General features: G+C 42.8%; 22 protein-coding genes and 1 tRNA gene. 11 read left to right on the top strand and 12 right to left on the bottom strand.

Going from position 1 to position 23,783, the window contains the following annotated elements; translation table 11 throughout:
- Positions 1-5 precede the first annotated feature (5 nt).
- The 5 genes from mreC (at position 6) to FTU00_RS04270 (ending at position 3,695) form a co-directional block, all read left to right on the top strand.
- Positions 6-863: a rod shape-determining protein MreC gene (gene mreC / locus FTU00_RS04250; protein ID WP_004783097.1), complete on the top strand. Its 858-nt coding sequence runs from the start codon at positions 6-8 to the stop codon at positions 861-863.
- A complete protein-coding gene (gene mreD / locus FTU00_RS04255) occupies positions 850-1,341 on the top strand; it encodes a rod shape-determining protein MreD (RefSeq protein ID WP_004783095.1) in 492 nt (163 codons plus the stop codon). Before mreC ends, mreD begins: the two co-directional genes overlap by 14 nt.
- Positions 1,329-1,895: a Maf family nucleotide pyrophosphatase gene (locus FTU00_RS04260; protein ID WP_180053688.1), complete on the top strand. Its 567-nt coding sequence runs from the start codon at positions 1,329-1,331 to the stop codon at positions 1,893-1,895. The genes mreD and FTU00_RS04260 overlap by 13 nt, the downstream gene beginning before the upstream one ends.
- Positions 1,896-1,934: 39 nt before the next feature.
- A complete protein-coding gene (gene rng, locus FTU00_RS04265) occupies positions 1,935-3,389 on the top strand; it encodes a ribonuclease G (RefSeq protein ID WP_034703386.1) in 1,455 nt (484 codons plus the stop codon).
- 132 nt (positions 3,390-3,521) lie between these two features.
- Complete coding sequence (locus tag FTU00_RS04270) at positions 3,522-3,695, top strand: PA1571 family protein (protein WP_004783090.1); 174 nt, start codon at positions 3,522-3,524, stop codon at positions 3,693-3,695.
- Positions 3,696-3,852: 157 nt separating this feature from the next.
- Here the strand turns inward: FTU00_RS04270 and FTU00_RS04275 are convergent, their stop codons facing one another.
- Positions 3,853-5,235, bottom strand: coding sequence for a wax ester/triacylglycerol synthase family O-acyltransferase (locus FTU00_RS04275; RefSeq protein WP_180179168.1), 1,383 nt, complete (start codon positions 5,233-5,235; stop codon positions 3,853-3,855).
- A 172-nt stretch (positions 5,236-5,407) separates the two neighbouring features.
- Positions 5,408-6,142: a phosphoadenylyl-sulfate reductase gene (locus FTU00_RS04280; protein ID WP_034703384.1), complete on the bottom strand. Its 735-nt coding sequence runs from the start codon at positions 6,140-6,142 to the stop codon at positions 5,408-5,410.
- Positions 6,143-6,350: 208 nt separating this feature from the next.
- On the opposite strand from FTU00_RS04280, the gene thrH reads away from it, so the two are divergent.
- Entirely contained in the window at positions 6,351-6,968 is a 618-nt protein-coding gene (gene thrH, locus FTU00_RS04285; RefSeq protein ID WP_125279669.1) for a bifunctional phosphoserine phosphatase/homoserine phosphotransferase ThrH, read from the top strand.
- Between the two features lie 70 nt (positions 6,969-7,038).
- Here thrH and FTU00_RS04290 read toward each other — a convergent pair whose 3' ends face one another.
- The 4 genes from FTU00_RS04290 to FTU00_RS04305 all read right to left on the bottom strand — a co-directional run bounded on the left by FTU00_RS04290 (position 7,039) and on the right by FTU00_RS04305 (position 11,762).
- Positions 7,039-8,256 carry an OmpP1/FadL family transporter gene (locus FTU00_RS04290; protein ID WP_180179169.1) on the bottom strand — a complete coding sequence of 406 codons (1,218 nt, stop codon included), beginning with the start codon at positions 8,254-8,256 and terminating at the stop codon, positions 7,039-7,041.
- A 321-nt stretch (positions 8,257-8,577) separates the two neighbouring features.
- Complete coding sequence (locus FTU00_RS04295; protein ID WP_180179170.1) at positions 8,578-9,906, bottom strand: OmpP1/FadL family transporter; 1,329 nt, start codon at positions 9,904-9,906, stop codon at positions 8,578-8,580.
- Between the two features lie 337 nt (positions 9,907-10,243).
- Positions 10,244-10,319 (bottom strand) — tRNA-Arg (locus FTU00_RS04300).
- Positions 10,320-10,409: 90 nt separating this feature from the next.
- Positions 10,410-11,762: an amino acid permease gene (locus tag FTU00_RS04305; protein WP_166139632.1), complete on the bottom strand. Its 1,353-nt coding sequence runs from the start codon at positions 11,760-11,762 to the stop codon at positions 10,410-10,412.
- 332 nt (positions 11,763-12,094) lie between these two features.
- Between FTU00_RS04305 and prpF the strand changes: the two genes are divergently transcribed.
- Positions 12,095-13,285 (top strand): 2-methylaconitate cis-trans isomerase PrpF, encoded by a 1,191-nt coding sequence (prpF, locus tag FTU00_RS04310; RefSeq protein WP_180179171.1) that lies wholly within the window; start codon positions 12,095-12,097, stop codon positions 13,283-13,285.
- Between the two features lie 224 nt (positions 13,286-13,509).
- Positions 13,510-14,418 (top strand): farnesyl diphosphate synthase, encoded by a 909-nt coding sequence (locus FTU00_RS04315; RefSeq protein ID WP_180179172.1) that lies wholly within the window; start codon positions 13,510-13,512, stop codon positions 14,416-14,418.
- An 84-nt stretch (positions 14,419-14,502) separates the two neighbouring features.
- On the opposite strand, the gene putP is transcribed toward FTU00_RS04315, so the two are convergent.
- The 5 genes from putP to FTU00_RS04340 form a co-directional block, all read right to left on the bottom strand.
- Entirely contained in the window at positions 14,503-16,014 is a 1,512-nt protein-coding gene (putP, locus tag FTU00_RS04320; protein ID WP_004783075.1) for a sodium/proline symporter PutP, read from the bottom strand.
- A 213-nt stretch (positions 16,015-16,227) separates the two neighbouring features.
- Positions 16,228-17,079: an SPFH domain-containing protein gene (locus FTU00_RS04325; protein WP_005234507.1), complete on the bottom strand. Its 852-nt coding sequence runs from the start codon at positions 17,077-17,079 to the stop codon at positions 16,228-16,230.
- Between the two features lie 3 nt (positions 17,080-17,082).
- Positions 17,083-17,565 (bottom strand): NfeD family protein, encoded by a 483-nt coding sequence (locus FTU00_RS04330; RefSeq protein ID WP_004783073.1) that lies wholly within the window; start codon positions 17,563-17,565, stop codon positions 17,083-17,085.
- Between the two features lie 101 nt (positions 17,566-17,666).
- Positions 17,667-18,584, bottom strand: coding sequence for a patatin-like phospholipase family protein (locus FTU00_RS04335; RefSeq protein ID WP_180179173.1), 918 nt, complete (start codon positions 18,582-18,584; stop codon positions 17,667-17,669).
- A 64-nt stretch (positions 18,585-18,648) separates the two neighbouring features.
- Complete coding sequence (locus tag FTU00_RS04340) at positions 18,649-19,278, bottom strand: 1-acyl-sn-glycerol-3-phosphate acyltransferase (protein ID WP_180179174.1); 630 nt, start codon at positions 19,276-19,278, stop codon at positions 18,649-18,651.
- Between the two features lie 133 nt (positions 19,279-19,411).
- Between FTU00_RS04340 and FTU00_RS04345 the strand changes: the two genes are divergently transcribed.
- From FTU00_RS04345 to FTU00_RS04355, 3 genes are all read left to right on the top strand, one after another.
- Complete coding sequence (locus FTU00_RS04345; protein WP_180179175.1) at positions 19,412-20,653, top strand: MFS transporter; 1,242 nt, start codon at positions 19,412-19,414, stop codon at positions 20,651-20,653.
- Positions 20,654-20,788: 135 nt separating this feature from the next.
- Complete coding sequence (locus FTU00_RS04350; protein ID WP_180179176.1) at positions 20,789-21,946, top strand: porin; 1,158 nt, start codon at positions 20,789-20,791, stop codon at positions 21,944-21,946.
- Positions 21,947-22,082: 136 nt separating this feature from the next.
- On the top strand, positions 22,083-22,784 hold the full coding sequence (locus FTU00_RS04355; RefSeq protein WP_180179177.1) for an HAD family hydrolase: 702 nt from the start codon (positions 22,083-22,085) through the stop codon (positions 22,782-22,784).
- Here FTU00_RS04355 and FTU00_RS04360 read toward each other — a convergent pair.
- Entirely contained in the window at positions 22,781-23,458 is a 678-nt protein-coding gene (locus FTU00_RS04360; RefSeq protein WP_180179178.1) for a DUF421 domain-containing protein, read from the bottom strand. The two genes, FTU00_RS04355 and FTU00_RS04360, sit on opposite strands and share 4 nt — an antisense overlap.
- Positions 23,459-23,783: the final 325 nt, after the last annotated feature.

The following is a 23,783-nucleotide window of genomic DNA, read 5'->3' on the forward strand; positions in this document are numbered from 1 at the left end:
GGCGGGTGCAAGCACATCTGTTTTCTCGACAACCGCCATCTTTTCGCTCTTTTATCATTGCACTGATAACATGTCTGGTGGTGCTATTCTTTGACTGGCGCATGCCACATGTTGTTCAACCTGCAAGGGATGTCTTGTACGCGGCCTATAATCCCATTTATGCCGTGGCTAGCTATCCGGTACTGTCGCGAGAATGGCTGAATCAACAAACCAAATCTGAAGCACAACTGCGTCGTGAGAACACCGCGATGCGGGCTGAGCTATTGCAGGCGCAAGTTCGCTTACAAAAAATTGCAGAGCTTTCTGCGGAAAATACCCGTTTGCGCGGTCTTTTAGATACCCCTCTGATTCTTGATGGACGTATGGAAATTGCTGAGGTCATTGGTACCGATGCTGATCCGCTACGCCATATCATCGTGATCAACCGTGGTTCCAATAACAAGCTGAAAGTCGGTCAGACCGTACTGGATGATATGGGGATTATGGGACAGATTATTGATGTCTATCCGCATAGTAGCCGGGTCATGCTGCTCTCTGATAAAGAACACTCCTTGTCAGTGCGTCTGGAACATACTGGTATGCGTGCCATTGTCTCGGGGACCGGGGATCTGGGACGCCTGAAAATGGAATATGTACCGACCAGCGCCAATATCAAAGTTGGTGAAAAAGTTTACAGTTCAGGTCTAGGACAGCATTTTCCGGCAGGTTATCTGGTGGGAACAGTATCCAATGTGAAACGGCATAATTCAGGGGAATTTGCCCAGATTGATGTTACTCCAGCGGCACAGTTGGCCGGTGGTCATCATGTCGTCGTGCTGTTCTCTGACTCATTAGCGATGGAGCAACCGCATGTCAATCGCTAAGATGCGACCTAAAACACATCGTGATCCTTTATTTGCCATTGTCATATCGGTGATCGTGGCTTCTGTTCTCTCAGTCTATCCACTGTCTTACGAGACCTCGGGATGGCGTCCATTATTTATGTTAATGGTTATGCTGTTCTGGGTATTGTGTCAGCCGACCTGGTGCGGGATCTGGTTTGCATTTGCTACCGGGATCTTCATTGATTTACTGCTTGATGCGCCCTTAGGTCTCAATGCACTCAGCTTTATCATCATTGCTTTTGTGGCACGTTTCCTGACCCGTGAGCGCCGTATTCTGACCTTTGCTAATTTATGGGTCATCACGACAATTGCGATTCTGGCACATTTGATGATTATCTTTTTTGCCCAGATTTCGACCGGCGTACAATTCTCATTTGCACGACATTGGATTCCCATGCTGACTAGTGTCATCATATGGCCAGTGCTTTATTACTTTTTGAGAAAATGGCGCATTTAATCCTCGCTTCCAGCTCACCCCGACGCCGTGAACTTCTGCAGCAACTCGGGCTGAACTTTGAGATCTGTAGCCCAGATGTAGACGAATCTATACTGGAAAATGAGTCCATTGCAGCCTATGTCGAACGTCTGGCGCAAGTCAAAGCGGAAGCGGTGGCCAAGCTGTTTCCGGATGCCATTATTATTGCTGCGGATACCAGTTTAGGTGTTAATAATGAGATTTTGGGGAAACCTGAATCCAAACAGCATGCCTTTGAAATGTGGGAAAAAATTTCAGGAAGATGGCATGATGTGTATACTGGGGTGTGCGTCCGCACAAAAGAAGAAAAATACAGTATAGTAGTCCGTACACAGGTTGAATTTCAGCCACTAAATAGCCATGATATGGAAAGTTACTGGGCAACAGGTGAGCCGCTTGGGAAAGCAGGTGCCTATGCAATACAGGGAATTGCAGCGCGTTATATTCCAAGAATAGAAGGTAGTTATTCTAATGTAGTGGGATTGCCACTATATGAAACAGTACAGTTATTGCAGACGGTTAAGGCACTAAATTAACTGCTGAAAAAGAATTCTTATAATGTTTTGAGTGTTGTTATGTCTGACGAGTTGTTGATTAACGTCACACCGATGGAATGTCGTGTGGCGTTGATTGAAAACGGCACGGTGAATGAACTGTTTGTCGAGCGTACGGCCAAGCGCGGATTGGTCGGGAATATCTATAAAGGAAAAGTGGTCCGGGTCTTGCCGGGCATGCAGGCCGCTTTTGTCGATATTGGCCTGTCCAGAACGGCATTTTTGCATATCAATGACATGGTCTGGCCACGTAGCCAGCCAACGCCGAATGTATTTGAGCTGTTGCAGCCAGGTCTGATTCTTACCGTTCAGGTGATGAAAGATATGCTTGGCACCAAGGGCGCTCGTCTATCTACTGATCTTTCTATTCCTTCACGTTATTTGGTCCTGATGCCATATGGCAATCATATTGGCGTATCGCAGCGGATTGAATCCGAAGATGAACGCAATCGTTTACGCTCGATCATTGAGCGTATTCAGGCAGAACACAAGTTGCCTGGCTCCGTGATTGTCCGTACTGCTGCGGATGGCATTGAAGAAGAGGCGATTGCCCAAGATATGGCTTACTTAGCCAAACTGTGGGAATACATCCAGCGCAAACAAAAAGTTATTGCAGTGCCTTCATTGATCTTTGAAGAGCTGCCTTTGCCACAGCGTGTCATTCGTGACCTGGCCAATGAAGAAACCGAAAAGATCTATATCGATTCACGCGAAATTCACGGCAAGTTGAAAGAGTTTGTGGATGAGTTCGTGCCGAATATGAAAGACCGTTTACTGCATTATCCGGGCGAGCGACCAATTTTCGATTTGTACAATGTCGAAGAAGATCTGCAAAAGGCTTTACAAACCCGTGTCGCACTAAAGTCTGGCGGTTATCTGATGATTGACCAGACTGAAGCCATGACCACCATTGATGTTAATACCGGTTCTTATGTGGGCGGTCGCTCGCTGGAAGATACGGTGTTTAAAACCAATATGGAAGCTACACAGGTGATTGCACGTCAGCTGCGTCTGCGTAATCTGGGCGGTATTATCATCATCGACTTCATTGACATGCAGGAAGCCCAGCACCGTGAAGAGGTGATGAACCAGTTTGTGAAAATGTTGGAACGTGATCATGCCAAAACCAAGATCACCCAGGTGTCTGAACTGGGGCTGGTGGAGATGACGCGTAAGCGTACCCGTGAGTCTTTGGAACACTTGTTATGCGAGTCCTGTCCGACCTGTCAGGGACGTGGATATGTGAAAACAGCAGAATCAGTGTGTTACGAAATTTTTCGGGAAATCCTGCGCTATGCTCGCGCTTATGAATCACAAAGTGGCTTTACTGTGGTTGCTCATCCGGCAGTGATTGATCGGCTGTTAACTGCAGAAGCCCCAGCTGTAGCGGATCTGGAACACTTTATTAATCGTGTAATTAAATTCCAGGTCGAAAATTTATACACGCAAGAGCAATACGATATCATTCTCAGCTGAAATTGTAACAGAATATCGTTAAACACTTGTTACATCTGAAATTTTACAACTCTACTGATATTTACAATACTAGAAACATCAAATTAGCCAAAGCCTTTCTCCCAGTTCTAGGCTTAGCAAAAGGAGTCTATGATGAGTATGAGTAAAGTTGTAATCAATAAAAGCTTGAAACACGTATTAGAACCAAAGGCTGTGCATGCAGGATATATTGTGGATGAACGCGGGAATGAAGTTCAGATTACAGCTTCTATGATTCGCTCTGTCTGCCATCAGTTATTGAAACAATGTCGTACTATTAAAAGTTAATTAAACCAAAATAGATTGCGGTTGTATGAATTTCATTCAAACTATAAAAAGAATAAAATCAAGGGGCTTAAATTGCCCCTTTATTTTTTACTAAACGATTGGCAAAAGTGCTCACATACTTTTTAGCAGTCCATTGCCAGATTTTATTCGTCCGCGGCTAACTGACCGCTTTCAACTTTGGGACGGGTTCACCATCCACAATTCGTTCGAAACGCTGAATTTCTTCTTCAAGATGAGTCAACAGATTCTGCATTTTTGGTAGAGCATTACGGCAAGCGGTAAGACCTACTTCAAGCTTGTCCATATAACTGGTCATGGTGATATTCAGTGCTTGTCCATCCAGTACAATTGAAGCCGGATATAAAGCTTCTAAACGTGCGCCATTCCAGTACAGAGGTTCCTGAGGACCAGGAACATTAGAAATGATCACGTTAAATGCCTGACGTTTTGGCATTAAGCCAGATGCAATATTGAATCCTGCAAGACCGTAGACAAAGGCACTATAGTTCAGAATCTGATTGGCATTCATGCGCTTAAAGCGTTCTTTAGCACTGAGTACACTGCGACGTACCGTTTTAAGACGCTCCAAAGGATCATCCTTATGCGTCCCCAGATTCGCCAGAATCATGGTAATACGGTTAGAAACATCGGAATCATCGCTACGTACAGAAGCGGGCACCATCGCAATTAATGGTTTTTTCGGCAAGGCATTTTGTGTGAGTAAATATTCGCGTAAGGCACCTGAACAGATCGCCAGCACGATATCATTAATCGTTACACCTAAAGCTTTAGAAATATGCCGCAGACGCGAGAACTCAAAAGATTGGGCTGCGAAACGACGTGAGGCACTGACACGCTGATTTAAAATAGAACTTGGTGCCTGAAAGCTGGACACATAATCCGGATTACGCCCCATATCTTTCAGTACGGTTTGCGATAATTCATAAGCCACTCGTGGCGTACATTCCAGCTGTCCTTTAATCGCCTGTAGAACATTCTTCATGCGGCTGACTTTCGGCGCTTTCAGACGTTTTGCTCGTGGGCCTTCTACACACCAAGGTGGCACAATACTTTTGGCATTTGGATCATGAGAAAGTGATTTTTCTACCAGACGCATGCCTGCAATACCATCTACCATCGCATGGTGAATCTTGAAGTACATGGCAAAACGGTTGCCTTCAATGCCTTCAATAATATGACAGGTCCATAAAGGTTTAGCGCGGTCAATCAGTGCGCTGTGTTCTTGGGAAATATAAGTCAGCAGCTCGCGGATACGCCCAGGTTTCGGTAAGGCAATATGACGAAAATGATGATCTAAATCAAACTCTTCATCTTCATCCCAAAATAAACCGTTTAAATAGTTATTAAATGGAGGAATCGGTGAGGATTTGGAATTGCGAATATCAGTCACCAGATCCCGGATAAAAGAGGCTGGTGCATTGTCAGGAATTTGAAACAAAAATAACCCGCCTACATGCATAGGCTGCTGTCGTTTCTCTAAAGACAAAAAAATAAAGTCAATCGGATGTAATGGACGCATAGCGTAGATTGCCTCACTGCATTTTCTTCAGCTGCTCATGTATAAGCAACCTTGTTAGAATTATTGGTATCACATTACAAAGTATAGCGATTTTGTCGCATAAAGGTACTGATTTTTCTGTAGCCGATTGGTTCACAAAAAAACCACCCGACGAACGGATGGTTTTTTAAGATTATTTTTTCAAGTTCCCGGCATGCAAGCCACATTCTTTATGGGTGGCTTCTTCCCACCACCAGCGTCCTTCACGTTCATGCTGATTTGGTAGCACAGGACGGGTACAAGGTTCACAGCCAATGGAAATAAAACCTTTTTCATGTAGTGGATTGTATGGAATTTCCATCATACGGATATAATTCCACACATCTGCACTAGACCAGTTGGCAAGGGGATTATATTTAATCAGCTGTTTGCCTGGACCAGAAAAACCTTCATCAGATTGAACCACTGGAATGTCATTACGTGTTCCCGGGCTTTGGTCTTTACGCTGACCGGTAATCCAGCCATCTAAAGTTGCCAGTTTTTTGCGTAAAGGTTGCACCTTGCGGATTCCGCAACATTCCTGATGGCCGTCACGGTAGAAACTGAACAAACCTTTTTCAGTCGTCAGTTGTTGAATCGCATCTGTTTCCGGGAAACAGATTTCGATATCAATATTATAGTGCTGGCGAACTTTTTCAATAAATTGATAAGTCTCAGCATGCAGACGCCCTGTATCCAGGCTAAATACCCGGAAAGGTTTACCTAAATTAGATGCCATATCAATCAGTACAACATCTTCTGCACCAGAAAATGAAATGGCAATTTCGCCTTCCTGCTCGAGAGCAAGCGCTAAAATTTCACTTGGTGATTTATCTGCATATTCAGATGCAAGCGCATCTACCATAGCAATAGTGGGGATTTTGGTCATATGAGTCCTGGCGGCATAGGCTTGGAAATGACGTGGCCTATATGAATTTATTTCAGATTTATTCTATTTTAATAGAAATGCCCAAAGCTACTTATCACTAAAAAATAAATACTTATGAAAAAAACAGATTTAAAAAAGAACAGTGCAAAATCTTTTTCTTCAGCTATGATAGGGCAAAATTTTTTCAATACAACTGAGGGGATGCTTCATGGAAGTCGTATGTCTAGATCTAGAGGGCGTTTTGGTTCCAGAAATCTGGATCAATTTTGCTAAAAAAACAGGTATTAAAGAGCTCGAAGCAACGACACGTGATATTCCTGACTATGATGTGTTGATGACCCAGCGTTTGAATATTTTAAAACAGCATGGTTTGGGTCTAAATGATATCCAGGCTGTGATTGCGGATATGGGACCATTCGAAGGCGCCAAAGAATTTGTAGAATGGGTAAGTACTCATTTTCAGCTGATTATTCTATCTGATACTTTCTATGAATTTGCTCATCCTTTAATGAAGCAACTAGGCTGGCCAACGATTTTCTGTCATAAGCTGGAAACTGATGAAGAGGGCATGATCACTGCTTATAAACTTCGCCAGCCAGATCAGAAGCGTCAGGCAGTAAAAGCATTACACGGTCTGAATTTCCGTGTGATTGCAGCCGGTGATTCATATAACGATACCACAATGCTGGGTGAAGCAGATCATGGCTTCCTGTTCGACGCACCAGAGAATGTGATTGCAGAATTCCCGCAATTCCCGCCAATTCATGGTTATGACGCATTGAAAGAAGCAATTCGTAATGCATCAGTACGTAATATTCCAGCTTAATTTTTAAGTTTGAAATTAAAAAAAGGCACCAAAGGGTGCCTTTTTTTATTAGAGTAAAACTCTTTATTGCTTAGAAACGGTAGCCGATTTTTAGGCCATAACCCATGGCATGGTTGTCTTCAAAATCACCTACAATAGTACCGCCAGTTTGTGCTTGGGCATCGCCTAACCAGAAATATTTTACGCCAGCCTGAATAAAGTAATTCTCAGCAGGGCTATATTGAGCACCTAAGCCTACATTCCAGTAACCTTCAGTTGGACCTAAAGTCGTTACAGGGTTGCCTGCACCTGAGTCATAACCTACAGAAGCTGAACCTGACCATTTATTATTGAATTTGCGACCTACACCGACTGTTGCTGACCATTGATCATTAGAGTAATCGATCAGATTTTGTGCTTTTTCTTTTGCCAAGGCTGAAGCTTGAGCGAGTAAAGATGGTGTCACAGCAAATTGGTCCCAATGAACCCAACGAAGATTTGCAAAAGCAATAGTATTTTGAGCGATACCTGACTGTAGATCAATATTTACCGACTGAGGTGTAACCGCCTCAACAGTGCTTTCTCTTTCACCTAAAGTCGCCAATAATGGTTTTGCTGGACTTAAAGGATGACCTGCATCAGGAAGTTGTTGTCCTAAAAGAGCTAAATCAGACTGTTCAGAAGATTTTGCTTTATGCTTAATTTCTGAACGATAGGTAACAGAAGCTTTTAATGCAATTTCAGGAATTTGATAAGCAAATCCAGCAAGCCATCCAAAGGCTTCTTCTTGTTTAAGCTGAATGTTATAGCCACTTAATAAAGAATAAGCACCCCCCCGTAATTTAATATCAGCCTCAACAGTTTGCCACACTGGACCAGCATAGAAATTCCAGTTTTCTGTAGGTTGATAACCAATGAGGGCAGTTAAATTATGTGTGTCAACATCAACTGATGTACCTTCTACACCATTACCAAAAGAACCAGCAGTTTCAGCGTATGTTGCATCTGCTCCAAAAGGTTGATCATAGATCAAGCCTAAAGAAATTTTGTCTGTTGCTTGAACTTTAATTGCAGCAGAGGGGAAATAGTAATCTTCCCCCATGTCGTTAATTTTTTCACCTTCAAAAGCAGATACTTTAGATGTCCCTTTCACAGTTGGATCAAGAACAGAAATTCCTGCTTCTGCATAGTTACCAGGTTGTAAAAAAGCCTGAATAGACTGGCCTGAACGGTCTAAACCGGCAGCGAACACGAGAGAAGTAGGCAGGCTAGAAAGAAGAATAGCGATAGAGATTGGCTTAAGCTTCATGGCTCATCCTTGACAATGTTGCATAAATATTAATAAAAGTTGTGGAAAAGTAACACAAATTTAAAAAGAGTAAATGCTCCACTTCGTCCAAGAAATGAACTATGGCGGTTATAAAAAATGATTGCTTAGAGTATTTATACTATATTTTTTTGATTAACTTAATGAAAATAAACAAATAATAATTTTTATCAAAATATATTAAAAACAAAATTTAGGCAAAATTTGATTGGTGATAAAAGCATCGAATAGTATACGGGTGTATAAAAATATAAATGAGACAATAAAAACCACCCGAAGGTGGTTTTTATTAACTAACAGGAATTAGAAGCGATAGCCCATTTTTAAGCCATAACCTAAAGCATGGTTATCTTCAAATTGTGCCACAGAGTTTCCTGTACCAAACATTGATGCAGGTTGAGCTTTAGCATCACCTAACCAGAAGTACTTCACACCACCAGCGATAAAGTAGTTTGCAGCAGGTGAGAATTGTAGACCTAGGCCAACGTTCCAGTAACCTTCAGTTGGACCTAAAGTTGAAACAGGGTTGCCTGCACCTGAATCCCAACCTACAGAGACATTACCTGCCCATTTTTCATTAAATTTACGGCCTACACCTACAGTAGCTGACCATTGATCATCTGTATAACCCACTAAGTCAAAACCATTTGGATTATCTGGGGTTAAGCCTGCGGCACCTAAAGCTTCTGAAACTGTACCAAACTGTTCAGGACGAATTGAAAAATCTTCCCAGTTTACCCAGCGCACATTAGCAAAAGCGACTGTGTCAGCCATGATACCAGTTTGGAAATCAAGGTTTACAGATTGTGGAGTTGTAATTTTGGTAGTAGTGTTTTCGTTATATACCGCACCTGGTCCAGGAACTAAACCAGTTAAAACTAAGCTTGTACCATATTCATTCGTTGCTGCTTCGTGATCAATTTCAGAGCGATACGTTAAAGATGCTTTTAATGCGATTTCAGGAATTTGGTAAGCTAAACCTGCAATCCAGCCTACTGCAGAATCTTCTTTCATATCTGCATTATATTGGCCTAATGCAATAGTAGAACCGTATGCGGTACCACGTAATTGAACATTCCCTTTAACGGTCTGGTATACTGCACCACCATATAGATTCCAGTTTTCAGTTGGTTGGAAACCTAATAGGAACGTTAAATTTTCGGTTGTAACTTCTACTTCAGTTGCTTCTTGGCCATCATGGAATAAGCCCTGTCCAGCAAATAATGCAGCTGGAAGCCCCAAGCCTGCTAATGCTGGGTTTGCTCCAGCATCACCAACTGAATAGGCTGCATCAGCACCAAAAGGTTGATCGTATAAAAGACCCACTGATAATTTATCAGCTACTTGAAACTTTAATGCTGCACTTGGGAAGTAATAATCTTCACCCATGTCTGATAGAGAGGTATTCTCAAGACCAGCTAATGCTGTAGGAATAGCAGCGTTAGGTGTATAACCTGCATTAGCTTTACCAGATACAGATGGGTCTAAAACAGAAATACCTGCTTCAACATAGTTACCAGGTTGTAGGAAGGCTGCAATAGATTGGCCTGAACGATCTAGTGCTGCTGCAAATGCGCCTGTCATAGGCACAGTTGCAAGAATCATTGCAGTAGTTAATGTTTTTAATTTCATTTACGTCTTTCCTTGAGGTACAAATTTATATCTAGCGTTGTTGTTTGCACTTATTAAATTCTTGGAGATTTCGGGTATTTATCCGCAATCATTTGTTACTCCATGTGACAAAAATAGCACAATTAAAATAAGAGTAAATGCTCTAGAAAAAACTAATTAGTCTAAAAAAGCACCAAAATAGAGTTTTTGCACCAAAAAATAGTCGTATTTTAAAATAAGTATTTGAAAGTAAAAGAAATAAAATAATGGAGAAAAAATGATTTTTTGTATAAAAAATATTCTAAAAATATGAAGATTAACGCTGATTTTTTGAAGTATAGATCACATTTTGAAAAGATGGTGCGCCCTGCGGGACTCGAACCCACGTCGGTCGCTTAGGAGGCAACTGCTCTATCCAGTTAAGCTAAGGGCGCGAAAGAAGGCTATTGTACTGTAAAAAATGCAAAAAAAAAGTTATTGCCGAAGCAATAACTTTAAAAATCATCGATTAAAAGATTTTTTGATTAATTCTTAGGGCGCAGTGCCTTAAACAGAATAAACATGATCACTACCCAGATCGGAAGCATCAGTACCGATTCTTTAAAGCCTTGTGTCCACATGATGTAAAGAATGGTCGCAATGAAAGCTAAAACCAGAATATTACTTGCAGGTGACCACAATGCAGGGAAACTGGTCTTTTGTCCTAACTGCTTCATGCTTTGCATAAACTTGAAGTGAGTCAGACTAATCATGGCCCAGTTCAGTACCAATGCACCTACCACCACATAAATCAGGTGACTTAAAGCATCTTCAGGAACAAAGTAATTTAGAAGTACACAGCCGAAAATCAGCAGGGCAGAGAACAGAACTGCAGGAATTGGCACCCCTTGCTTGTTCACGGTCTTGAAGATTTTAGGGGCATTACCTTGCTGTGCCAGACCATAAAGCATACGGCTATTGGCATACATACCACTGTTATAAACAGAGAGTGCCGCTGTCAGGATGATGAAGTTCAGCAGATGTGCTGCCCAGTCAATCCCCAGCTGGCTGAAGATCATCACAAACGGGCTTTTATCTAGACCACCCAGTTCCAGCTGGTTCCAAGGTACTAATGACAACAGAATGGTCAAGGCACCTACATAAAACACTAGAATACGGAATACGACCTGATTAATCGCTTTTGGAATGGTTTTTTCTGGATTTTCAGCTTCTGCTGCTGCCATCCCGATCAATTCAATCCCACCGAAGGCAAACATCAGGAAAGCTAGCATATAAAATAAGCCTTCAAAGCCATTCGGGAAGAAACCGCCTGCTGTCCAAAGGTTGCTGAAAGAAGCACCTGAAGATGCATCAGCAGTCAGGATCAGATAGAGACCAAAGACAATCATGGAAACGACCGCAGTCACTTTCACAATAGACAGCCAGAATTCTGATTCACCGTAGAATTTCACATTGCCGAGATTGACCAGCGTAATTACGATGAAGAAAAACAGGACTGAGGTCCAAGCAGGAATATGAGGCCACCAGTAATTAATATATTTTGCAACGGCGGTGAGCTCGGTCATAGCCACCAGGATATATAAGATCCAGTAGTTCCAACCCGCAAGGAAACCAGGGAATTTGCCCCAGTATTTATAAGCAAAATGGCTGAATGAACCTGCTACAGGTTCATGAACAATCATCTCACCCAATTGACGCATGATTAAGAATGCAATTAAGCCACCAATGGCATAGCCAAGAATAATAGAAGGACCCGCAGATTGGATCACCTGTGCGGAACCTAAGAATAAGCCTGTGCCAATTGCACCGCCCATGGCGATCAACTGAATATGACGGTTCTTTAAGCCACGCTGAAGTTGTGAAGACTCGTTATTCAAAGTGTTCAGCCCGACAATGTAAGAAATAGGTATAAAGATTGTAATGGAACAAAGATAAGAAGCCTAGAGCACCCGTCTGGATGAAATATTATTATCGTATTTATAAAAAAAAATTATAAAAATAAATAGAATAAAAGATATGTGAATCAATATATTAATTTTATTGAAAATGTAACTGATGAGTTTGCTGTTTTTTTAACTCGACACAAATGCTGTTTTTTTATACTTAGGTCGGGCAAGGCAGCTACTTGGCTTTAAACCGATTATACTCGTCTCAGAAATATTCAATAATTTTGATCAGAATAAAGACAAGCCAGAGGAAGAAAGTATTCATGAGTTTCGCTGCCCAAATCAAAATCCCGGCCACTTACCTGCGCGGAGGCACCAGTAAAGGGGTGTTCTTTAAACTGGACGATTTACCTGCTGCTGCACAACAGGCAGGCCGAATTCGGGACCAGTTATTATTAAGAGTGATCGGCAGCCCGGATCCTTATGGCAAACAGATTGATGGGATGGGCGGTGCCAGTTCAAGTACCAGCAAAACCGTGATTCTGACTAAAAGTCAGCAAGAAAATCATGATGTGGATTATCTTTTTGGTCAGGTATCGATTGATCGACCTTTTGTGGACTGGAGTGGTAATTGTGGCAATCTGACTGCAGCAGTTGGGGCATTTGCGATTTCCAATGGCCTGGTCGATCCTGCACGTATTCCTGAAAATGGGCTGTGTACGGTGCGAATCTGGCAGGCGAATATTCAGAAAACCATTATCGCCCATGTACCGATGCAGAATGGTCAGGTTCAGGAATTAGGTGATTTTGAGCTGGATGGCGTAACTTTCCCAGCAGCCGAAGTACAGATTGAATTTCTGGATCCTGCCGATGATGATGCCGAGGGCGGTTCAATGTTTCCGACCGGAAATTTAACCGATACGCTAGAAGTACCGAATATTGGCAGCTTTGAAGTAACGATGATTAATGCCGGGATCCCGACAGTTTTCTTAAAGGCAGAAGATCTGGGCTATAACGGTACCGAGTTACAGGACCATATCAATAATGATGCAGCTGCCTTGGTGAAGTTTGAAACCATCCGAGCCTATGCTGCTCAACAGATGGGTCTGATTCAGGACATTAGTGAAGCTGTTACACGTCAGCATACGCCAAAGATCGCTTTTGTGGCTCCGCCAAAGACTTATACGTCCTCTAGTGGTAAGGAAGTCACTGAAACAGATAGCGATATTCTGGTCCGTGCCTTATCGATGGGTAAGTTGCATCATGCCATGATGGGAACAGCCGCTGTAGCGATTGGAACAGCGGCAGCGATTCCGGGAACCTTGGTTAATCGTGTTGCAGGTGGCGGTGAACGTGAATCAGTCCGCTTTGGTCATCCTTCCGGTACCTTAAGAGTGGGTGCGCAAGCGGTGCAGGAAAATGGAGAATGGAAAGTAAAAAAAGCCATCATGAGTCGTAGTGCGCGTGTGCTAATGGAAGGTTGGGTGCGTGTTCCTGAAGATGTTCTTTCTTAAAATTATTTCTTGAGAAATTAGCCTAAGTAAAACCATCAGTTCTCTGGTGGTTCTTTTATTGATGCAGATTTTCTATCTCAAATTTTCAGTCTAAATACAGAATTATGAAACAACATTTGGATTTAAGACTGAAAATTCAAAGCAATTCTAGGTACAATGCCTGATAACAGACAGGCACTTATAAACTGTCATTTTATTATTCTGGCTACGTATTCGAGGCGAATGTGTCATCTATCACTGACGTATCAACCCATGCACTAACTCAAGCACAACAACGGATTCAACACGATTTAATGACTGCTTTGGAAGCCTTTTCCATTCCGGAACCGTTAAAGTCGGCAGTACATCATGCCGTAATGCTAGGAGGAAAGCGGGTACGTCCAGCACTCTGTTATGCCACTGCCGCTTTAAAACCGAATCAGAATAGTGCTGCGGTACGCCGTGCCGCAGTTGCGATCGAGTTTATTCATTGCTATTCACTGGCACATGATGATCTGCCATGTATGGATAATGACTTGTTACGTCGTGGTCAGCCCACTTGTCATGCTGCTTTTGGTGAAGATACGGCTCTTTTGACGGGTGATATTTTGCAATCTATGGCGTTTGAAATTCTGGGTAGTCGTCTGTTTGATCAGGGGCCTGCAGTAGAACCTGCGATTGTCTTGAAGCAGATGCAGATTCTGGCGACTGCTTCCTCGAAAATGGTCAATGGTCAGGTACTGGATTTACAGGCCGAAGGCAAAAAAATTGATCAGGAAGCACTGGAGACGATTCACCGAAATAAAACCGGTGCCTTGATCAGTGCAGCGATTATGATGGCAGCGGTGACGATCTTTGAAGGAACTGATCTGGCCATTCCAAAATTGCGTGAATTCGGGCAAGCCATTGGTCTTGCTTTCCAGGTGCAGGACGATATTCTGGATATTATTTCTGATACAGAAGTGCTGGGTAAAACGGCGGGCAAGGATGAACAAGTGGAGAAGTCAACTTATCCTGCATTGATGGGTTTAGAGCAAGCCCAAGCCTATGCACAGCAATTACATGATCAGGCCATGACTGCACTGAATCATTTTGAAAGTCAAGCCGATGACCTGATGCAGATTACCCAGTTCCTGCTGACACGTAAAAGCTGATTTGAATAAACTAATCTTCCTGAAATCAGCTGAAAACGAGCATAAAAAAGAGGACTTAAAGTCCTCTTTTTCTTTTATATTAAATTATTTGCTTTCGTTATACAGACGTTCTGCCTGTTCAAAGCGTGTTGTAATTTCAGCTGTTGGTGCTTTGCCTAAGAGACTTACAACTACAATCGCAATCCAAGAACAGATAAAGCCTGGAATAATTTCATAGATGCCGGCTGGAATAAAACCAAGACCTGTTCCACCAATAGTATTCTTCCACAGAATCACCATACATGCACCAACGATCATGCCTGCCAAGGCACCATTCAAGGTCATACGTTTCCAGAACAGAGACAGAATAATCAGTGGACCAAAAGCAGCGCCAAAACCTGCCCAGGCATACGCCACCAGACCAAGCACTTTAGATTCAGGATTACCAGCCATCCAGATCGCCAGTAAAGCAATGAGAAGCACCATCAAACGACCGACCCAAACCAGTTCTTTTTGTGAGGCATTTTTACGTAGGAATGATTTATAGAAGTCTTCAGTCAGGGTACTTGAACACACCAGTAACTGACAGCTAAGCGTACTCATCACCGCGGCCAAAATTGCCGCCAGAACCACACCGGCAATCCATGGATTGAACAGGATTTTAGTCAGTTCCATAAACACGGTTTCAGGATTGGCATTCACCACAGCAGCGAGTTCCGGATGTTGCTGGAAATAGGCAATACCAAAGAAACCTGCGGCCACTGCACCACCCAAACAAAGCGTCATCCAGGTCATCCCGATACGGCGTGCATTTGGAATCGACTTCACTGAATCGGCGGCCATGAAACGCACTAAAATATGCGGCTGACCAAAATAACCCAAACCCCATGCCATTAATGACAGGATCGCGATGGTACTCAGATCACCGACCAAGTTCATGGCCTGTGGACGTGCGGCTTCCAAAGCGAGCGTAACTTGCGACATATCTGAAAAAGTCAGGATGGTTACGATTGGCGTAAGAAGCAGGGCGAAGATCATCAGGGTTGCCTGAATGGTATCCGTCCAGCTGACTGCTAGGAAACCGCCAATAAACACATAACTGATCGTTGCAATCGCACTGATCCAGAGCGCTGTACTATAAGACATGTCGAACATACTTTCGAACAGCCGCGCCCCTGCCACCATGCCTGAAGCACAGTAAATTGCAAAGAAAATCAGAATGACAAATGCAGAAACCACACGCAGTACTTTTTTCTGATCGTTAAAACGGTTCGAGAAATAGTCCGGTAGGGTCAGGGCATTATGCTGGACTTCGGTATGGACCCGTAAACGACCCGCAACCAGCAGCCAGTTCAGCCAGGCACCGATAATCAGACCAATCGCAATCCACATTTCAGACAGGCCTGAAAGATAAATTGCACCCGGCAAGCCCATCAGCAGCCAGCCACTCATGTCGGAAGCCCCTGCAGAAAGTGCAGTTACGAAACTACCTAAACGTCGGCCCCCTAAGATGTAATCAGAAAAGTTGTTTGTCGCGCGGTATGCCATCAGGCCAATTACGACCATGCCGACAATATAAAAAAGAAAGGTAATTAAGGTTGGATTTAGGGAGCTCATACGGTATCCATTTTTAAGTTGGACAGTAGATCGAAACAAGGATTATGACAGATGCGAAAGACTTTAACCCGAAAGCCAGGCAACATCGAATCCAGAGGATTTCAAAAATAAACGCGAAATTTAACCATAAATTCACAATCTTTGCTGAGATTTTCTTATTTTGAAAGAAAATAGGCAACCAATTGGCTGCCTATTGTGAAGTATCTCTGAAATTTAGTGACGTCCCATCACACCGCGAATGGTATTCAGCACATCGGCAGGCAAGACCACAGTCTTGGCATTTGGAGACTTGGCCATATCCTGCATGGCTTTGACATATTGTTCACCCAACAGATAAGCCACAGGAATTTCCTTATCGCCAATTGCCTGACTCACCATATCAATCGCACGCTGTGAAGATTCTGCCAGTACGACTTGCGCTTCTGCATCACGACGTGACGCTTCCAGACGACCATCAGCTTCCAGAATGGCGGCCTGTTTTTCACCATCCGCTTTAGTGACGGTTGCACGACGTTGACGCTCTGCCGCTGCCTGTTCTTCCATCGCCGTCTGCATGGTTACAGAAGGTTTGATATCCTGGATTTCAACCGTCTTTAAGGTGATTCCCCAGTCTGAAATATCATCAGAAATGCTGGACTTTAAACGTGCCTTGATATGATCACGCGAAGATAAGGCATCATCCAGATCCATTTCACCCACGATCGAACGTAGCGAAGTTTGTACCAGGTTCTGAATTGCCCATGAGTAGTTCTCAATCCCGTACACCGCTTTTTCAGGAGTTGTCAGGTTGATATAAGCTACCGCATTCATCAGCAGAACTGCGTTATCACGGGTAATTACTTCCTGCGAAGGAATATCCAAAACGATATCTTTCGTGGTGACTTTATAAGCCACTTCATCTACATAAGGTATGACAAAATTCAGGCCAGGATTAAGCGTGGTGTGGTATTTACCCAGACGTTGCACGATCCACTTATAGCCTTGTGGAACAATTCGTACACCTTTAAAAATGGTAATCGCAACAAAGGCCAAGAACGCAATAACAATGATAGTGCCAGCAGACATAATTTATTCACCTTTTTCGTTTTGATATTGAGTGCTGTGGGGCTGTACAACCAGGTCATTTCCCAAGATATCGACAACACGGACACGATCTCCGACTTGAACTTTATCCAGAGCGCGGCAATCCCATTCATCCGAGCCTAAAACAGGCAGCGGAAACCGGACCCGGATCTGATCCTGTTCAAGATCGGTCTGGATCACCATGCCAATTTGGCCAATGGTTGCTTCACGCGACAAGCCGGCTTTGGTCTTGTCGATAGAAAGTGGCTTGATAAACTTGAACCAGAGCAAGGTACAAAGAACAGACAGGATGATCCAGGTCAGGATTTGAGTGGTCAATCCCATCATCGGGAACATCCAGTACAGAATGCCGACCATAATGGCACCAATCCCGAACCAGAGGGCAGCAAAAGCGGGCAGGAGTAATTCTGAAAGAATAAGAAGTATTCCCAATACAAACCAGTGCCAAGGTTCAAGAACTAATTCCATATCGTGACCTATATTGCTAAGTATTTAATTAATCATCATCTTTATATGATTTACTTCCAATGTAGCAGATGCTGCAGCAGATGAATATAAAAAATTTCTGATTAAAATTTTGCCGGTCGTGCAGGCTTGAATGCAGCCGGAGACTGCTTAAAATCACTGATGGCTTTTTCAATTGAACGGATTTTCAGTTGCGCGGCTTTTTCACCTTCAAGAATGGTTTCATTGCTGGCTTTTAAATCCAATGTGCCGATATGGCCTACTTTAGGCTGGATTACAATATTGGCCTGGCTGAGTTCTTCATTGATGCTTTGCTGACCCATGATATTAATCGTCTGGTCCAGTACGCCCCACATGTTGAGCGCTTTATTGCTGTCCGGACGGGCAGAAATATCTACGGCAATAACAATATCAGCTCCCATATCTTTGGCCGTTTTTACTGGAATTGGGCTAACCAGACCGCCATCGACATATTTTGTACCGCCAATTACAGCGGGTACAAAGACATTCGGAATACTGCAAGAGGCACGCACGGCTTGTCCGGCATTGCCTTTAATAAAATCAGCTTTACGGCCATTGTCCAAGCGGGTTGCCACTGCCGCGAAGCGAATCGGGAACTGTTCAATCGGTTTATTCGCCACATTTTTATTGACGAAATCCTGCAGTTTCTGTCCGGCAATAATCCCTTGACGGTTCAAGGTTAAATCACGAATATCAGATTCCTTAAAGTTCAAGGCGATTTGCTGCAACTGATAAGGAGATTTGCCGCTGGCATACAGGCTGCCCACGAAGCTTCCGGCACTGGTGCCAGTAACAATCTTCGGTTTGATGCTATGCGATTCGAGGACTTTGAGTACCCCGATATGGGCAAAGCCTTTGGCACCGCCACCACCGAGTGCAATAGCCACCACAGGTTCACGAGCCTGAAGAGGAGTAGAGGTTGTTGGGGTTTTAGTAGCTTTATCACATGCTGCAAGGCTTAAACCCAGGCAGCCAATCAGAGCATAACGGGTTAATTTCATTATAAAAAACTGGCGATTAAATCAACAAAATTCAGGCTATCACATCAAAAAAAGCCAGTTTTGCCTAGTCTTTTTTCAAAAGCTTTTGTAACGGCTTGGCGACCCAATCCGGATTTTTGGCCGAAAATTTACCTTCATAATGCTTATAGATTTGTTCCAGATCATATTCATAATCACCTGTCAGGTGATATACACCGAGGATATGAATGGTCTTGATATCATAGTCAAAGGAAAACATCACGATCGGCAAATTGGCTGCCTTGGCAATGTGGTAGAAACCGCTGCGGATTTTTTCTGGCGCCTTGCGAGAACCCTCTGGTGCCATACCCACCCAGATCCGGTCTGCTTTATTAATCACATCAACAATCTGTCGGGTATGACCTTGCGGTGTATCGCGTACTACAGGAACTACACCGATCCATTCCAGAATGGGTTTAAGCGGAGTACGAAACAGGCTGTCTTTACCAAAAATCGTAATCTGAATACCCAGACCGAGTAGAGCATTAAAGCCTAACCAGGCATCGATATTCGAGGTATGTGGGGAAATAATTGCCACTGCTTTAGGCAGGTTAGGGAACTCGCCTTTGAGCTGCCAGCCCTGAGCCAAAAATAGCTGTTTAAACAGGGTTTGGCTCAGTTTACCTCCGCGGGAGGGAACCAATGGAGGGAGTTTGGGAAAGCGTGTTGTACTCATCGATGTCTCATCCTGAAACGTATTTTTCTTTATTTTTGATCATATTAGACTGTTGAAAAATCTGGATCATTGGCAAAATGTATAGCGATGATGGATGCTTTTAGCATTTTTACCTTAAGGACCTGCGCTGAATATGCGGAATACTTATATTTTATTGTTTTCCCTATATTGGGCACAGGGGCTCCCGGTCGGGTTTATGACCCATGCCTTGCCGGTCATTCTGCGGGCTGAAGGCGTATCTCTGGCACATATTGGTGGCTTTGGCCTGCTCATGCTGCCATGGTCGATAAAAATCTTCTGGGCACCTTTAGTTGATCGCTATGGATCAAGATCCAGAGGCCATTATCGAAGCTGGATTATTCCTTTGCAATGGCTTTCTGTCGCTGTGCTGATAGGACTGTCTTTCTTGCCGATCCAAGCCTTAAACCAGCCGCTGTATCTGCTGATCTTTTTTATCACGTTGTTAGTAATGAATGGGATCGGTGCTACTCAGGATATTGCTACTGATGGACTGGCAGTCAATATTCTGAAAAATGAACAGCAACACTGGGGCAATACCTTTCAGGTGATTGGCTCCCGCTTGGGCTTTATTGTTGGAGGCGGGGCAATCCTGTGGTTACTCGACTTTTTGCAATGGCAGATGACCTTTTTGCTACTGGCAGCTCTGGTCTTTCTGAATACTTTACCGGTGTTATGGTTTAAAGAACCAGATCATCAAAAGATGATTTCTTCATCATCTGAGAAATTACCTGCTCCGGCTAGAATCAAAGCCTATTTTCAATATTTTTTAGCTGATTCTACCTTGGCGACATGGCTGCTGGTTTTACTAACCTTTAAAGTGGCGGATGGTCTGTCTGGGCCCTTATTAAAACCTTTGATGGTCGATTTGGGACTGAGTTTTAGTCAGATCGGTATTTATGTCACCATGCTTGGTGCTTTTGCAGCATTAATTGGCGCAGGGCTAGCAGGCTGGTGTTTGAAATACTGGTCGCGCAGCTGGAGTTTAATGATTTTCTCTATTCTGAAAATACTCAGTCTAATCGCTTATGCCTGGCTGGCTGCACAATATGAAGCCCAGAACAAAGTAGCAAACTGGATCATTTATCTCATTAATGCTGTTGAAGATATGGTATCGGCCATGCTCCTAGTGGTTATGCTGACCTTGGTGATGCAATACAGTCGCAAGCATCTGGCAGGGACTGATTTCACCTTTCAGGTCGCCTTGATGGCTACTATAAGCGGGGGACTTTATAGCCTGAGCGGGCTACTAGGGGACGCTTTAGGTTACCAAAACTATCTAAATTTGATCGTAATTATTGCGATTTTTTGCCTGATTCCTATTTTCCGATGGATGAAAATGGCAAGAAATATTTAAAATCCTTTATGTATAAATAAGTTAATGACTCCCCACCTAAAGTATTAAAAAGAATATGTAAATATTTTTTTAATAATTTTGTAATATAGGCGTCGTGTGTATTATTTGTAACAAAATAAGTTAAAGGATTTTTTAATGAAAACTAAGTTAGCAACAGCAATCGCACTCAGCCTTTTAGCGGGGACTACATTTGCAGCACCAACTTTCTATGGTGAAATCGATCTTTCTCTAGATCATGTACAAGCAGATAATAAAAATGGCGTAGAAGATCGTCATATTACTGACCTGAACTCTAATAACTCATTCTTGGGTTTAAAAGGGGACGAAAAATTAACCGACCGTTTAAGCGCGTTATACCAAGCTGAATTCACATTCTATAGTGATGAAGGTTCAAACAGCAGCAATGACGTATTCGTACCGCGTAATATTCTCATTGGTTTAAAAGATGAGAAATTAGGTGCGTTAAAAGTCGGTAAGATTGATACGCCTGTAAAACAGCTTTCTGCTGTAGTGGATACTTTCAACAACTATGTAGCAAACAATGCTGACGTAAACGGTATTATGGCAGGTGAAAACCGTATCGATAACGTATTGGTTTATGAAACTCCTGCATTCAATGTTGGCGAAGGTAAAGTTGAAGCAAAACTTCAACTTGCAACTGGTGAAGGTAATGACACAATTAAATCTACTAAAGGCGGTTATACAGTCGCTGGCCGTGGTTTAGGTGACTCTTGGTCTTCTTCAGTCGTTTACTCAGACAAAACTTTTGTCGCAGGTCTGGGTTATGACAAAGCAATTCCTTCTCGTTTCTTAGGTCGTGGTTTCCTAAATGCCGACAATACAGCTCCTCGTTTAGGCCAAGATGTTACAGCAAGCCGTAATGTTGTTGCAGAAGCAAATACAGTTCGTGCAATTGGTCGTGTCAACTTAGAGAATGGTCTATCACTTCGTGCATTGTATCAAACTTCTGATATTGAAAATGCTTCTGCTAGTCCAGCAGCAAACCAAGCCGCAGCAGCAACTATCGACGATGCTCAAGCATGGTTGATTGGTGCTGAATATAATCTACCAAACGCGAAAAAATGGACAGTAAAGGGTCAATATAGCTACAGCGATGTGACTTTCAATAATGCAACTCCAGACTTTGAAGCTAAGCAATTTCTTGCTGGTGTAGACTACGCTTTATCTAAGCAAGTGAAAGTGTACGGTACAGCAGGTTACTTAACTATTGAACAAGGTTCTGATGAAGACAATCAGTTACTTGTTGGTACAGGCTTCGAATACAAATTCTAATTTTAGAACAAAATAAAAGCGGTGCTTCGGCATCGCTTTTTTATGCCTGAAACAACAAAACTTAGCAATTTTAGGTCTAATCCTGAAAGTTCCCAGTTGTTACCATGACAGAAAACTTTCAATTCCTTTTTAAATTATGACCATTCAAGCTGTTCTATTCGATCTCGACAATACCTTGACCCATCGTGATCTGACGACACAGGCCTATAGCCGTTATCTGGCGGAGTATTATGCTTCGGCACTAGCACAGATTGAACTTGAGAAAATTATTGAGATTGTGCGACGCATAGACAATGGCGGTTATCCGAAAAAGGAATTGCTGACTCATGGCAGTATTGGCGCTTCAGCTGCATATGCATTGTTGCAGGAATTATCATGGTTAACTCCACCAGATCTAGATGAGCTAGCGCAGTTCTGGTTCAGTCAGTTTGGACGTTTCGCCGTAGAGATGCCGCAAGCAGGGCAAGTATTAAAACAGCTTAAAACTGAAGGTTATCGCTTAGCCATTGTGTCTAATGGTGGACATGAGACCCGATTAAATACTATTCGCGGTTTAGGTATTGCAGAGTATTTTGATGAGATTGTCAGTTCAGGATTGGTCGGTTTCAGCAAACCGCAGGCAGAAATTTTTCAGATTACCGCAGAGCGTTTAGGCGTGCAGCCAGAGAAGTGTCTATATATTGGCGATCATCCTGTTAATGATATTCAAGGCGCAACAGCCGCAGGTATGCATGCTTTATGGATGCAAGGTTTCCATCCGGATGCCGGACATATTCAATATAAGATTCAGCAATTACCAGAAATCTTTGATCATTTACAGCGGCTTAAGCAGCTTTAAGTAATCCGGTGACTATTCATGGCTTTTGCCCATTGGTGAGAATGACAGCGTGGACAAGTCTGTTCCGCTTCTTTTAAATACTGGACTTGACCGCAATAAATACAAGCATAAAGCTCTTCTGGCTTGACTTCTTTGACTATGCAGCAGGATTTAGGGAAAAGCGGGAGCCCATGCCGAACATCATCTGGATGGAAATACAAAATGCTGAATTTACCGTCAGTTTCCAGTAAACCTAAACGCACCTGACCCAAATGTTCAATGCCTTGCTGACGCATTTCAGCAAAGAATTCATCATGAGACATTTTGCCTTTTTTAATTTCATCAATGACCAGTAAACCATCTTCCACAATATGAATCGGTTTGCCTTCGAGCAGGTCTTCAAACCATTGAAATTTCATCATGAGCCAAGTGGTCAGACGATACAAGAAAATGATCACCGACATGATCAGCGCCGCCTGGATCAGGGGAAGATCTTCTGTAAACATCGGATCGCCGGCAATAGAACCCAAAGCAAGAATGATGGTGACTTCAAAGATCGAAAGTTGTCGTACCCCACGTTTACCTGTCAGCCGCAGAAACAGGATAATCATCGCGTACATGACTACACAGCGCAGCAAAATCTCTGTGGCAAATTCCCAAGTCGTATCATTTATAAATATGGTGGCCCAGTCCATTGTTATTATTCCAGATCACTCTTTGTTCTGAGTCTAGCAATCTCGGCTGTTAGTTTGCTGCTGTAATTGTGTAAGATTTTGAATAAAAATAAATTATGTTTTTTGAATGTGATTGCTGTGAGTAAAAGATATAAGGACTTTAAGAAAATAAGATAGATATTTCGTGTAAATATTGATTGATTATTCAACAGATTAAATTTGAACCAGTTCACATTTTACTCTGTGTAATTTTTAAGCAGCACAAATAATATCCTGCTGAAATATATCAAGATAAAATCTGAGCAATTTCCTGGGAATAATGAGAACTATTTAATGATTTGTAATC

The organism is Acinetobacter sp. YH12041 (assembly GCF_013419975.1).
GTDB lineage: Bacteria > Pseudomonadota > Gammaproteobacteria > Pseudomonadales > Moraxellaceae > Acinetobacter.